Origin of the sequence: Intrasporangium oryzae NRRL B-24470 (genome assembly GCF_000576595.1) — a bacterium.
GTDB lineage: Bacteria > Actinomycetota > Actinomycetes > Actinomycetales > Dermatophilaceae > Intrasporangium_C > Intrasporangium_C oryzae.
The window spans coordinates 41,169-54,742 of sequence record NZ_AWSA01000011.1; the positions used below are offsets into that span (position 1 = coordinate 41,169).

Consider the following 13,574-nt stretch of genomic DNA (forward strand, 5'->3'; position numbering starts at 1 on the left):
TGTCGCGCCGAGGCAGCGCCACGCATCCGAGGGCACCGAAGGGGCGAGGAGCATGGCTGCGATCGAGGTCAGGGGTCTGCGGAAGGTCTACGGGGAGGTCGCGGCCGTCGACGGACTCGACCTCATGGTCGAGGCGGGTGAGGTCGTGGCCCTGCTCGGCCCGAACGGCGCCGGCAAGACGACCACGGTCGAGGTCCTCGAGGGCTACCGCGCCCGCGATGCGGGGACCGTCTCGGTGCTCGGGTACGACCCAGGAGTGGGGAGCCGCGCCCTCCGTGAGCGCATCGGGGTCGTCCTGCAGGATGCCGGCTTCGAGGACAACTTCAGCCCGCGGGAGCTGCTCCGGCTGCACGCCGGCTACTACCCGCACCCCCGGCCCGTCGCCGACGTCATCACGCTGACCGGCCTCGAGGAGAAGGCCGACGCCCGGGTCCGGACGCTCTCGGGTGGGCAGCGCCGGCGCCTCGACCTCGCGCTCGCCCTCATCGGGGACCCCGAGCTGCTCTTCCTCGACGAGCCGACGACCGGCTTCGACCCGTCGGCGCGTCGCCGGGCCTGGGAGCTCGTGGAGCGGCTGCGCGACCTCGGCGCCACGATCCTGCTGACGACGCACTACCTCGACGAGGCCGAGCACCTCGCCGACCGGGTCGTCGTCATCGACCACGGCACGGTGCTCGCAGAGGGCACCCCGGACGCCCTCGCGGCCGAGGCCGGCGCGTCGACCGTCATCTCCTTCCGGATGCCGGCCGGGATCACGGTGGGCGACCTGCCCCTCATCGGGCACGAGAGGCGCGAGGCCGGGAACCTCATCGAGGTGCGCACCGAGACGCCGACTGCCGACGTCGCCACCCTTTCGGCGTGGGCCGTGGCCCACGGCCTGGAGCTCGAGGCGCTGACCCTGGCCCGGCCGAGCCTCGAGGACGTCTACCTCGACCTCGTCGGCGAGCAGGAGCGGGCCGTCGAGGAGGCCGGGGGTGCGGACACAGGCGGCACGAAGCCGCTCCGCGCGGCCGCGTCAGGATCGGAGACCCGGCGATGACCACCGTCGAGGCCGGACGGCCCCCGCGCGCCGCCCGTGACGCGGCACGGCCGGGGGAGGCTGGGCTGCTGTGGCGGCAGACGCGGCACGAGCTCGTGACCCTCTCACGCATCCCGATCACCCTGATCCTCAGCATCGGGCTGCCGCTCGTGTTCTTCGTGATCCTCTCGGCGCTCGTCGGCAACTCCGTCGTCGACGAACGGACCGGAGTGCGGCTCGTGCAGTACCTCGCACCCGGGATGGCCTCGTTCGGCGTCGTCATGGCGACCTTCTCGTTCCTCGCCGTGGGCCTCTCCGAGGCGCGCTCGACCGGGGTCCTCAAGCGGCAGTCCGGGACACCCGTGCCTCGCTGGGTGCTCATCGGTGGCCGGATGGGCGCCGCCCTCGTCCTCGGGCTCACCGCCACCGCGCTGATCCTCGCCGCCGGACTGCTCTTCTACGGCCTGCAGGTGCCGACCCGGTCCGTGGCCGCGATCGTCGTGACCCTCCTCTTCGCCTCCGCGTGCTTCAGTGCACTGGGGCTCGCGCTCGCTGTCGCGTTGCCGTCCATGCAGATGACGCTCGCCGTGACGAACGGCATCGTCATCCCGCTCGCCTTCATCTCCGACATGTTCATGATCGGCGGTCGGATGCCCGACTGGCTCTCGACGATCGGCTGGCTGTTCCCGCTCCGGCACCTGACCGCCGTCTTCCGGGACGCCCTCAACCCGTACCTGTCCGGAGCCGGATTCGAGCTCGACCACCTCGCGGTCCTCGCCCTGTGGGGCCTGGCCGGGGCGGTCGCCGCGACCTTGCTCCTGCGCCGCGACCGTGACCGCGCGGGCGCGGCGGCGACCGGGAGCGGCCGGGCCCACGTCCACGGCCGGGCCGCGGATGCCGCACCGGTGAACACCGCGGCGCCCTCCACGTTCTCCCTCGTCCTCGGCCAGGTCCGGCACACGCAGTCGATCCTGTGGAGGGACTGGTCGGCGGTGTTCTTCGCCGTGGCCTTCCCCGTCCTGCTCGTCGCGATCATCCCGTCCGTCAACGGCGGCGGAGACGTGCGGCTGTCCAACGGCCAGCTGCTCGGGACCTTCTACGCGGCGACGATGGCGGTCTACGGGGCGGCCGTGACGGCCTACGTCAACATGCCGCAGGGACTCGCCGAGGACCGCGAGCGCGGCGTGCTCAAGCGGACGGGGGCGACCCCACTGCCTGCTGTGGCCCTGCTCGTCGGACGCGTCGTCGGGGCCCTGGCGGTCGCGCTGCTCACGGCCTTCGACATCGCGCTCCTCGCCGCGATCGCCTACCGGCCTGCGTACCCGCGCGGGCTGCCCGCGGCCGTGCTCACCCTCGTCGTCGCGACGGTGTGTTTCGCCGTGCTCGGCCTCGCGGTGATGTCCTTCGTCCGCTCGGCCCAGGCCGCGGTCGGGGTCACGCTCGGCACCCTCCTGCCGCTCGCCTTCATCTCGGACATCTTCGTGGTCGGCGCGTCGTTCCCGCCCGTCATCGAGGCGATCTCGTGGTTCTTCCCGCTCCGCCACGCTGCCAGCGCGATGACCCAGGCCGTCGCGCCGGACCTCACCGGCTCGGGGCTCGCCCTCGACCACCTCGCCGTCCTGCTCGCGTGGACGGTAGTCGGCGCGGTCGTCGTCGCGCTCCGCTTCCGCTGGGAGACGTCGGAGGCCGCCACCCGTCCGGGGCGCAGGCGCCCGGTCGCGGGTCAGACCGCGCGCACGTCGAGCAGGTAGCCCTGCGCCGGGCCGAGCACGGGAACGGGCAGGCCGATCCCGGTCAGGACCGATCCGGGGACAACAAAGCCCTCCTCCGACAGCGCCGGCTCCCACCAGCGGGGACCCGCGTGCTGGATGAGCGCGGGGAGGCCCGCCTCGGGACGGACGCGGACGGCATACGTCCTCGACGGGTCGAGGCCGGGAAGCGGTAGCGCGCCCGCGACGGCGTTGCGTGAGGTCACGAGCCGCGCCACGACGTAGGCCGCCCTCCCGCCGTCGCGCGCGACCGTGCCCGTCACCTGGAGCGCGTCGTCGGGCAGGTCGGCACGGACGAGGTCGCCCGAGTGCAGCAGGGGGCGCAGCTCGCGGACGAGCGCGGTCCACGCCGTGAGCGCGTCGAGCTCGTCGTCGGTGCAGCCGGTGATGTCCCACTCGAGGCCGGCATGGCCCTGGATCGCCATGAGCATCCGGAAGCCGAGGTCGACGTGCCGGTGCGTCGTGTGCGCGGTCGGCGGCCCGATGTGGCTGCCGACGAGCTCCGGCGGGACGAGCAGCGTGGTCCATCGCTGGATGCTGGCCCGCTCGAGCGCGTCGTTGCAGTCGCTCGTCCAGACGCGGTCGGTGTGCTCGAGCACGCCGAGGTCGACGCGAGCGCCGCCCGACGAGCACGACTCGATCTCGAGCGCGGGGTGCCGCTCGCGCAGGGCGTCGAGGAGGGCGTAGAACGCGAGGGTCTGCGCGTGGACGGCCGGCGCGTCGACCACCCGGACCCCGCCGCGCTCGACCGTGTGGACCGCCTCGTGGAGGTCACGGTTGTGGTCCCACTTGATGTAGTCGATGCCGTAGCGCTCGACGAGGCCGCTGATCCGTTCGAGCAGCTGGGCGAACGCGTCGGGATTCGTCAGGTCGAGCAGCTGCTGGAAGCGCCAGTCGCGGGGGTAGCCGTCCGCCGGGCGGAGCACCCAGTCGGGGTGCTCGCGGACGAGGTCGCTGTCGACGTTGACCATCTCCGGCTCGAACCACAGGCCGAACTCGAGCCCGAGACCCTTGACGTGGTCGACGAGGGGGGAGAGCCCAGCGGGCCACACCTCCTCGGAGACCACCCAGTCGCCGAGGCCGGCCCGGTCGTGGCGGCGGCCGCCGAACCACCCGTCGTCGAGGACGAAGCGTTCGACACCGATCCGCTTCGCCGTGTCGGCGAGCGACGTGAGGTGGCCCAGGTCGGTGTCGAAGTAGACCGCCTCCCAGGTGTTGAGCACGACGGGTCGCGGCCGGCTCGGGTGGCCCGCCCGCGCGCGGAGGCTGCGGTGGAGCCGGCGCGAGAGGCCGTCGAGGCCGTCGCTGGCGTGGACGAAGACGACCGTCGGAGCGGCATACGTCTCGCCCGTCCGAAGGCGCACCTCTCCGGGCGCGAGGAGCTCGCCCCCACCGAGGACGGACACGTGACGGCCGGCGCCCTCGGGGAGCGCCTCGACGAGGTGCTCGTGGTTGCCGCTCCACGCCGTGTGGACGGCCCACACCTCGCCGCTGCGGAAGCCGAACCCCGACGTCCCGGCGACGAGCAGGAGCGTCGCGTCGTGGCCGGTGCGCCCGCGCCGGCTCGCCCGCAGGTGGGTGCCGTGGTCGAGGCGGCTGCGCTGCGGGGACCGCTCGCGGCACCAGCGACCGGTGAGGTCGAGGACCTCGTCCGCCCGCCCGGGCAGCGGGAGCATCGCCCGCAGCGCGGCGACGTCGAGGGGCGCGTCGGCCTCGGCCGTGTTCGTCACGGCGGCGTCGACCCGGAGCACCCCGTCCTCGTCGAGGGCGTGGCGCAGCTCGAGGGCGAGCCCGCTCGACGACGTCGCTCGCGTGACGAGCGTCGACCCCGACGCCTCGCACGTCACCTCGCCCCAGCGGACCGCGCCGGCCGCGCCCGCGCGGTGACCGGCATACGCCGGCGTTCCCGACCACCCGTCGGCCTCGCCGGGGAGGAGCGTGAGCGGCCAGGGGGCGTCGAAGGCGCTCGGCGCCACGGGCGCGACCGTCGCGTCGACGATCGCGGCGTATGCCGCCCTCCCGCCCTCGAGCGTCGCCCCCCAGTGGAGCACCTCCGGGAGCCCCGACCCGTCGGAGGCGGGCAGGACGACGAGCGCGGTGCCCGCCGACTCGATGAAGACCGGCTGGGTCGGGTCGGGACGGTCGGACGGGTTCGATCGCGTTGCAGCCACACTCAGCCCTTGGTCGCGCCGAGGGTGAGCCCCGCGACGAAGTGTCGTTGGAGGACGAAGAAGATGATCAGGGTCGGGATCGCGACGATCATCGACCCGGCGGCCACGAGGTTGTTGTCGGTGAAGAACTGGCCCCGCAGGTTGTTGAGCGAGCTCGTCACCGGGAACTTGTCACCCTGCTGGAGCAGGACGGTCGCCCAGAAGAACTCGTTGTAGATCCACGTCGTCTGCAGCACCGCCAGGGCCGCGAGAGCCGGACGGCAGAGCGGCAGAGTGATCGTGAAGAACTGACGCAGGACTCCCGCACCGTCGATGACCGCCGACTCGTAGAGCTCGCGCGGCAGCGCCTTCATGTAGTTGCTGAGCACGAAGGCGCAGAAGCCCGTCTGGAAGGCCACGTTGACGAGGATCAGCCCGGCGAAGCTGTTGAGCAGCGTGCCCGAGTCGCTGACCCAGAGCGGCACCGTGATGGCCCGGAACATCCGGTAGACCGGGATGAGCAGGGCCTGCGGCGGCAGCAGGTTGGCGGCGAGGAAGAAGCCGAGGAGCGCCAGGTTGAACCGGTAGGAGAACCGCGCGACGACGAAGGCGACGCAGCACGAGAGGAAGAGCGTGAGGAGCACGGCCGGGACCGTGATGATGAGCGAGTTCCAGAAGTGGATGCCGAAGTCGGCCTGCTGCCAGGCGTTCTTGTAGTTGTCGATGGTGAAGCCGCCCCACGAGACGTAGCCGTACTTCGCGGTGTAGGCGTAGTCGCGGAACGAGTTGACGACGGCGAGCAGGATCGGGAAGAGCCAGATGAGCGAGATGACGGTGAGGACCACCGGCATGACCCACCGGCGGCCCGAGGACGGGCCACCCTCCCTCGGCGCGCGGCGCGCCTTGGCTCGCGGGGTGTCGACCGTGATGTCGGTCATCGGTCAGTCCTCCTTCATGGCGATGCGCAGGTAGGCGAAGACGAGCACGCTGGAGATCGCGAGCATGATCGTCGCGAGGGCCGAGCCGAAGCCGATCCGGCTGGCCTCGCCCACGACGTTCTGGGTGACGAGTGTCGAGATGAGCTCGAGGCCGTTGCGCCCCTTGTTGATGACCCAGACGAGGTCGAAGGCGCGGAGCGACTCGATGAACGTCACGACGAGGACGATGATGTTGATCGGGCGCATGACCGGGAAGACGACCCTGAAGAACGTCTTCGTCTCACTCGCGCCGTCGATCTTGGCGGCCTCGCGCAGCGACGGGTCGACGCCCTTGAGGCCGGCCAGGTAGAGCAGCATGATGTAGCCGGCATGCCGCCAGCTCGCGGCGACCAGGGCGGCCCAGAGGTTGACGTCGGGGTCGCCGTACCAGTCGGTCGTGCCACCCGTGATCGCGTTGAGCAGGCCCTGGTCGCGCGAGTAGATGAGCTGCCAGATGAAGCCCACGAGCGCGAGCGACAGCACGACCGGCAGGTAGATGCTCGACTGGTAGAACCGCGTCCCGGCCACGCCGCGGTCGATGAGGACCGCGAAGAGGATGCCGAGCGGGGTCGCGATGAAGAACATCACCCCGAGCCAGATCAGGTTGTGCTGGATCGCGGGCCAGAACGGCGGGTAGATCGTCGCGATGTCGTGGTAGTTCTGCACCCCCACGAACTTGATGTCGGAGAGCGGCCCGATCCCGTCCCAGTTCGTGAACGAGAGCAGGACCGAGCCGATCGCCGGCAGCCAGACGAGCCACAGGACGATGAGCGTCGGCACGACGACCATCAGACCGACGATGACCTTGTCACGGGTCGAGAGCTGGTCGATCCCTCGGTACTTCCTCTTGCTCGCCATGGCGTCACTACTTCCCGTCAGGATCCGAAGATGCTCTTCTTCTGCTGCTCGATCGAGTTGCAGAGTCCGTCGATGTCCTTCGGGTTCTTGAGGAAGGACTGGATCGCCGGGATCATCACCGTCGAGGCGAAGTCGGGGCGGGTGTCGCGGTCCATGAACTGCGCGATCGACTTGGCGGACTTGACGAACTCGACCGACTTCTTCTGCAGCGCGGTGTAGGCGGCCTGGTCGGCACCGTCGTTGGTCGCGATGACGCTCGGGTCGGCCTTGACGGCGATGTTCTGCGCGTCGGGCGAGCCGACGAAGGCGAGCAGCTTCTTGGCGGCCGCCTCGTTCTTCGGGCTCTTGCTCATCATGTAGCCGTCGATCGGCGCCTCGATGGCGTCGGTGCCGATCGTCGAGTCGACCTCCGGGAAGGTGAAGAAGTCGAGGTCGTCCTGCTCGGCACCCTTGGCGAACTGCTGGGCGACGAAGGAGCCGAGGACGTACATGCCGGCCTTCTTCTGCTGCAGCGCCTGCGCAGCCTCCTGCCAGGTGCGGCCCAGCGGGTCGGCCTGGTGGATCGGGAGGATCCCGGCCCACGTGTCGAAGACCTTCTTGACCTTGGGGTCGGTCCAGGACTCCTTGCCGGCCATCAGGCTGATGTGGAAGTCGTAGCCGTTGATGCGCAGGTTGAGCTGGTCGAAGGTGCCCATGGCCGGCCAGCCGTCCTTGTCGCCGAAGGCGATGGGTGCGATGCCGTCCTTCTGCATCTGGGCCCCGAGGGTCTTGAGGTCGTCGAGCGTCTTGGGGACCTGGTAGCCCTTGTCCTTGAAGAGGCTCTTGCGGTAGAAGACCGCCCACGGGTAGTACGTCGACGGGACGAAGTACTGCTTGCCGTCGTCGCCCGTCGACGCCTTCTTGAGCGCGTCGCTCATGCCGGTGATGCTGCTGCTCCAGACGTCGGAGATGTCGCTGGCGAGGTCCTTCGAGGCGAAGAAGCGCATGCGGTAGCCCGAGAACCACGTGAAGACGTCGTCGGGCGAGCCCTGCAGGTAGTTGTTGATGTTCTCCTGGAACGTGTTGTGGTCGACCGTGTTGACCTTGACCGTCACGCCGGAGTTGGCCTTCTGGAAGGCGTCGACGACCGACTGGACGGCGGCCTTCGGCACGGCGTCCGACTGGTTGGAGCCGAGCGTGACGGTCCCGGTGATGGGGCCGGAGGTGGCGCCGCCGGACGAGGTCGAGCCGCTGCTGCAGGCCGCGAGTGCGCCGGTGCCGAGAAGCGCGCCGACGCCGACGGCGCCGCGCAGCAGGGTCCGACGGTCGACGCCGCGGATGGAGGGGGGAACGATGCTGGCGAGGTACTCGGCCTCGCTCTGCGGGCGGGTCATGGCGGTCTCCTTTGACGCTGTGCCGGGTGCTGCCGACGGTGATCACAGACTGACACCATTTCGAACATCAGTCATCACAAACAGTCAGCAATGAACAGAGGATGTCGCCCGACCCGGGGCCTGTCAAGACTTGGGAGGCGCGAGTCCAGGCTTCGGTGACCTGTTCGTTATCTGGCGGGCGATGTTGTCCAATGTTGGCCCCCTGAGCATGGATTCGTCGGCACCGCTCCTCGCCGGCGCCGTCGGCGCCGGCGCCGTGGTCCTGCAGCGGAGGCACCCCGAGCGGCCCCGAGTCGCCTGTTGGAAAATGTTGACATCGAACATCCTGACCCGTCACGCTGTCGCCATGCGCGATTGGCCGACGAAGACCCTCGCCCTCGGAGGCGACTACAACCCCGAGCAGTGGCCCCGACCCGTCTGGGACGAGGACATCGAGCTCATGCACCGGGCGGGGGTGAGCTTCGTGAGCCTGGGGATCTTCTCCTGGTCGTGGCTCGAGCCGGCCAAGGGCGAGTACGAGTTCGAGTGGCTCGACACGATCATGGACAAGCTCCACGCGGGCGGGATCGCCGTCGACCTCGCGACGGCGACGGCCACGCCGCCCCCGTGGCTCTCGGCCGCCCACCCGGAGATCCTCCCCGTCGACCGCGACGGGCACACGCTGTGGCCGGGCAGCCGCCAGGCGTGGTGCCCGACGTCGCCGGTCTTCCGCGACTACGCCCTCGCGCTCACCCGGCAGATGGCGACGCGCTACCACGACCACCCGGCCCTCGCGATGTGGCACGTGTCCAACGAGTACGCCTGCCACAACCTGCCCTGCTACTGCGACGAGTGCGCCCGCCACTTCCGGGCCTGGCTCCAGCGCCGCTACGAGACCCTCGACCGGCTCAACGACGCGTGGGGCACGGCCTTCTGGAGCCAGCGCTACACCGCGTGGGACCAGGTCCTGCCGCCGCGGCGCTCGACGAGCTTCAACAACCCGACGCACGTCCTCGACTACAAGCGGTTCTCCTCCGACGCGCTCCTCGACTTCATGCGGGCCGAGCGCGCCGTCCTCGACGAGCACTCGCCCGGCGTGCTCGTGACGACGAACTTCATGACGCTCTCGGGCTTCCGCCACCTCGACTACCACCAGTGGACGCCGACCGTCGACGTGGTCAGCACCGACCACTACATCGTCGACGCGCTCGCGCACCCGCGCTCCGAGCTCGCGTACAGCGGCGACCTGACCCGCGGCCTCGCCGGCGGCGCACCCTGGATGCTCATGGAGCACTCGACGAGCGCGGTCAACTGGCAGCCGACCAATCACGCGAAGGCGCCCGGCCAGACGATCCGCGACGCGCTCGCGCACGTGGCGCGGGGCGCCGACACGATCGGCTGGTTCCAGTGGCGCCAGTCCCGGGCGGGCTCGGAGAAGTTCCACAGCGCGGTCGTGCCGCACGCCGGAGCCGACAGCGCCCGCTTCCGCGAGGTCGAGGAGCTCGGCCGGATCGCGGGGCGCCTCGGCGAGCTCGTCGGGAGCCGGGTCGAGGCCCGCGTCGCGCTCCTGCACGACTACCAGTCGATGTGGGCGGCGGCCGGACCGTGCATGCCGAGCTCCGAGCTCGACCCGCTCGAGGCGGCGCACACGATCCACCGGCTCCTCCACGACCGCGGGGTCACCTGCGACGTCGTCCACCCGAGCGCCGACCTCACGGCATACGACGTCGTGGTCGTGCCGCAGCTCTACCTCATCACCGATGAGCACGCGGCTGCCGTCGCCGACGCCGCCCGGGCGGGCGCCCAGGTCCTCGTCACGTACTTCTCCGGCATCAGCGACGCCGACGACCACGTCCGTCTGGGCGGCTACCCGGGCGCGTTCCGCGACCTGCTCGGCGTCCGCGTCGAGGAGTTCTTCCCGCTCGGCCCGGGCGGCGAGGTCGCCCTGACGGGCGGGACGGGGACGTGGTGGAGCGAGCACGTCGAGGTGACCGACGCCGTCGTCCTCGAGTCGTATGCCGCCGGGCCCCTCTCCGGGAAGGCCGCCCTCACGCGTCGCGACGTCGGCCAGGGCGGGGCCTGGTACCTCAGCACGCTCCCCGACGACGACCGGCTCGGGCGCCTGCTCGACGACGTCCTCGCCGCCGGAGGGGTCACGCCGACGGTCGCCGGCCTGCCGACCGGCGTGGAGGCGACCCGCCGACGGTCGGGCGAGGGGTCCTGGCTCTTCCTGCTCAACCACACCGACGCCCCGCAGGCGGTCCCCGCGAGCGGCCACGACCTCGTCACCGACGGGCGCCTCGACGGCGTCGAGCTCGCCCCGGGCGGCGTCGCCGTCCTCAGGGAGGGCTGAGGTGCTCGCGAGCCAGCGCCGGTCGGTCATCCTCGAGCTCGTCGAGGAGTCCGGCGCCGTCAAGGTGTCCGACCTCGTCGAACGGCTCGGCGTGTCCGACATGACGATCCGCCGCGACATCGAGCGCCTCTCGGGCGAGGGACTGGTCGAGCGGGTCCACGGCGGGGCCCTTGCCATCAACGGCGCGCGGACGAGCGACGAGCCGGGCTTCTCGGCGAAGTCGGAGCTTCAGCGGGCCCAGAAGCAGGCGATCGCCCGCGCCGCCGCCGACCGCGTCGAGCCCGGCAGCGCCATCGGCATCTCGGCCGGGACGACGACGTACGAGCTCGCCCGCTACGTCGCCGACATCCCCTCGATCACCGTCGTCACCAACTCCGTCCCAGTCGCCCAGCTGCTCCACGAGTCCGGCGCGCCCGGTCAGACCGTCGTGCTGACGGGCGGGATCCGCACCAAGTCCGACGCCCTCGTCGGCCCGGTCGCGCTCGGCTCGCTCCGCAACCTGCACGTCGACCTGCTCTTCCTCGGCGCCCACGGCGTCGACGCGTACGCCGGCCTGACGACCCCCAACCTCGTCGAGGCCGAGACCAACCGGGCCCTCATCGCGGCGGCCCGGCGGGTCTGCGTCCTCGCCGACTCGAGCAAGTGGGGCACGATCGGCCTCAGCACCTTCGGCGACCTCGAGGAGGTCGACCTCTTCGTCACCGACGACGGGCTCTCCGAACGCGGACGGGCCGCACTCCGCGACCTCGTGGGCACCCTCGAGGTCGTCTCGCCCGAAGGGGGACGCGGATGAGCGGGCCCAACCGTGTGACGTCGAGGCGCCTGGCCGACGGGCGCGAGATCATCTACGTCGACGAGCCGGGCACGCACGAGCGCCTCGCCGTCGACGAGCGCCCCGCGGAGGAGCGCGTCACGTCCGGCGAGCTGCGTTGGGACGCCCTCGTCGGCGACTGGGTCGTCATCGCCGGCCACCGCCAGAACCGCGTCCTGCTCCCGCCCAAGGACGAGTGCCCCCTCTGTGCGCACGGCGTGGGGTCGGCGCCCTCCGAGATCCCCGAGGACGACTACCAGGTCGTCGTCTTCGAGAACCGGTTCCCCTCCTACTCGTCGGAGTCGAGCGGCGTCGAGGCGCCTGACCCGCGCGGGCTCTTCGGCACCCGTCCGGCAGAGGGCCGGTGCGAGGTCGTCTGCTTCACGAGCGACCACGACTCGGCGTTCAAGAACCTCCCGCTCCCCCGCGTGCGGACCGTCATCGACACGTGGGCCGACCGGACCCGGGTCCTCGGCGCCCGGCCCGAGGTCGAGCACGTCTTCTGCTTCGAGAACCGCGGCCCCGAGATCGGCGTGTCCCTCCACCACCCGCACGGCCAGATCTACGCCTACCCGTACATCCCGCAGCGGAGCCAGCAGCTCCTCGACCGGGCCGAGGCCCACCTCGCCGCGACCGGGCGGCTCCTCGGCGCGGACCTGCTCGAGGCCGAGCGGGCCGACGGCTCACGGGTCGTCGTCTCCGGGACGCACTGGACGGCATACGTCCCGTTCGCCGCGCGGTGGCCGCTCGAGGTCCACCTCGCGCCGCACCGCGACGTCCCCGACCTCGACGCCCTCGACGACGACGAGCGCGACGAGCTCGCCGTCGTCTACCGCGACCTGCTGCGACGGCTCGACCGCTACCACGTCGCCGCCGACGGGTCGCCCGTCGCCATGCCCTACATCTCCGCCTGGCAGCAAGCCCCCTCGAAGCGCGGCCGCGACGCGTCACGCCTGCACCTGCAGCTCATGTCGGTCCTGCGCGGACCCGGCAAGCTCAAGTACCTCGCCGGGTCCGAGTCGGGCGTCGGCGGCTGGATCAACGACGTGCCGCCCGAGCGGACCGCGGCCCGCCTCCGGGAGGTGGCCGAGTGACCCAGCGCCCCGACGACCGCACGGCGGCCGTGACCGAGGGCTTCCGGCAGATGGTCGGCCACAGCCCCACGGGCGTGTGGTCGGCACCCGGCCGCGTCAACCTCATCGGCGAGCACACCGACTACAACGGCGGGCTCTGCCTGCCCATCGCCCTCCCCCAGCGGACGTATGCCGCCGTCAGCACGCGCGGCGACCGCACCCTTCGCGTCCGGTCCCTCGAGCGCCCGCACGAGACGGTCGAGATCGACCTCGCCGAGATCGGGCCCGACCATCCCGGCGGCTGGGCCGCCTACGTCGCCGGCGTCCTGTGGGCGCTCGAGCGCGACGGCCATGCCGTTCCCGGGCTCGACGTCGTCGTCGGCTCGAGCGTCCCGGTCGGGGCCGGCCTGTCGAGCTCCGCGGCGCTCGAGTGCTCGGTCGCCGCGGCCGTGAGCGACCTCGCCGCGCTCGGGCTCCTCGAGAGCACCGAGGGCCGCGCGCGGCTCGCCCGGCTCTGCGTCGAGGCCGAGAACGTCATCGCGGGTGCCCCGACCGGCGGGCTCGACCAGTCGGCCTCGCTCCTCTGCGCCGAACGCTCCGCACTGCTTCTCGACTGCCGGTCCGGCGAGACCTCCCAGGTGCCCTTCGATCTCGCCTCCCGCGGCCTCACCCTCCTCGTCACCGACACCCGCGCCCCCCACGCGCTCGTCGACGGCCAGTACGCCGCCCGGCGCGCCGCCTGCGAGGAGGCCGCCCGCGTGCTCGGCGTCGACACCCTCCGTGAGATCTCCGTCGACGAGCTCGATGCGGCGAGCGCGCGGCTGCCCGACGACGTCGTGCGTGCCCGCGTGCGGCACGTCGTCACCGAGATCGACCGCGTCGAGCAGACCGTCGCGGCGCTCGGCCGCGACGACCTCGCCGCGGTTGGCCGGCTCTTCGACGCCTCGCACGCCTCGCTCCGCGACGACTACGAGGTCTCCTGTCCCGAGCTCGACGTCGCGACGGCCACCGCCCGCGCCCACGGCGCCCTCGGGGCCCGCATGACCGGCGGCGGCTTCGGGGGCTCGTGCATCGCCATCGTCCCGGCCGACGCCGTCGACGTGGTGGCGGGCGCGATCGCCACGGCCTTCGAGGCGCACGGGTACACGCCACCCGCCTCGTTCGCCGTCGTCGCGGGCGGCCCGGCCGCCCGCGACGCCTGAGGCGCGGAGTC

The 13,574-nt window shown here is 71.7% G+C and carries 10 protein-coding genes; 6 read left to right on the forward strand and 4 right to left on the reverse strand.

Annotation, left to right across the window (positions count from 1 at the left end; translation table 11 throughout):
* Nucleotides 1–52 precede the first annotated feature (52 nt).
* A complete protein-coding gene (locus tag N865_RS06720; protein ID WP_084328019.1) occupies nucleotides 53–1,039 on the forward strand; it encodes an ABC transporter ATP-binding protein in 987 nt (328 codons plus the stop codon).
* Nucleotides 1,036–2,769, forward strand: a complete 1,734-nt coding sequence (locus N865_RS06725) for an ABC transporter permease (RefSeq protein WP_034803302.1) — start codon at nucleotides 1,036–1,038, stop codon at nucleotides 2,767–2,769. Before N865_RS06720 ends, N865_RS06725 begins: the two co-directional genes overlap by 4 nt.
* Here N865_RS06725 and N865_RS06730 read toward each other — a convergent pair.
* The 4 genes from N865_RS06730 to N865_RS06745 are packed head-to-tail and all read right to left on the reverse strand — an operon-like array spanning nucleotide 2,742 to nucleotide 8,145.
* On the reverse strand, nucleotides 2,742–4,958 hold the full coding sequence (locus N865_RS06730) for an alpha-galactosidase (RefSeq protein ID WP_084328020.1): 2,217 nt from the start codon (nucleotides 4,956–4,958) through the stop codon (nucleotides 2,742–2,744). The genes N865_RS06725 and N865_RS06730 overlap by 28 nt on opposite strands.
* Nucleotides 4,959–4,960: 2 nt before the next feature.
* Nucleotides 4,961–5,875, reverse strand: coding sequence for a carbohydrate ABC transporter permease (locus N865_RS06735; protein ID WP_051510288.1), 915 nt, complete (start codon nucleotides 5,873–5,875; stop codon nucleotides 4,961–4,963).
* A gap of 3 nt (nucleotides 5,876–5,878) precedes the next feature.
* Complete coding sequence (locus tag N865_RS06740) at nucleotides 5,879–6,772, reverse strand: carbohydrate ABC transporter permease (RefSeq protein WP_034803305.1); 894 nt, start codon at nucleotides 6,770–6,772, stop codon at nucleotides 5,879–5,881.
* A 17-nt stretch (nucleotides 6,773–6,789) separates the two neighbouring features.
* Nucleotides 6,790–8,145, reverse strand: a complete 1,356-nt coding sequence (locus tag N865_RS06745; RefSeq protein WP_034803308.1) for an ABC transporter substrate-binding protein — start codon at nucleotides 8,143–8,145, stop codon at nucleotides 6,790–6,792.
* A 346-nt stretch (nucleotides 8,146–8,491) separates the two neighbouring features.
* Here N865_RS06745 and N865_RS06750 point away from each other — a divergent pair, with 346 nt between their 5' ends.
* From N865_RS06750 to galK, 4 genes are read left to right on the forward strand one after another with little or no spacing between them, the layout of a single operon-like run.
* Entirely contained in the window at nucleotides 8,492–10,477 is a 1,986-nt protein-coding gene (locus N865_RS06750; protein WP_034803311.1) for a beta-galactosidase, read from the forward strand.
* 1 nt (nucleotide 10,478) lies between these two features.
* The gene (locus tag N865_RS06755) at nucleotides 10,479–11,270 is read left to right on the forward strand and encodes a DeoR/GlpR family DNA-binding transcription regulator (protein ID WP_034803314.1); all 792 of its coding nucleotides are present in this window, start codon (nucleotides 10,479–10,481) and stop codon (nucleotides 11,268–11,270) included.
* Nucleotides 11,267–12,382 (forward strand): galactose-1-phosphate uridylyltransferase, encoded by a 1,116-nt coding sequence (galT, locus tag N865_RS06760; RefSeq protein ID WP_034803315.1) that lies wholly within the window; start codon nucleotides 11,267–11,269, stop codon nucleotides 12,380–12,382. The genes N865_RS06755 and galT overlap by 4 nt, the downstream gene beginning before the upstream one ends.
* Nucleotides 12,379–13,563 (forward strand): galactokinase, encoded by a 1,185-nt coding sequence (galK, locus tag N865_RS06765; protein ID WP_034803316.1) that lies wholly within the window; start codon nucleotides 12,379–12,381, stop codon nucleotides 13,561–13,563. Before galT ends, galK begins: the two co-directional genes overlap by 4 nt.
* Nucleotides 13,564–13,574: the final 11 nt, after the last annotated feature.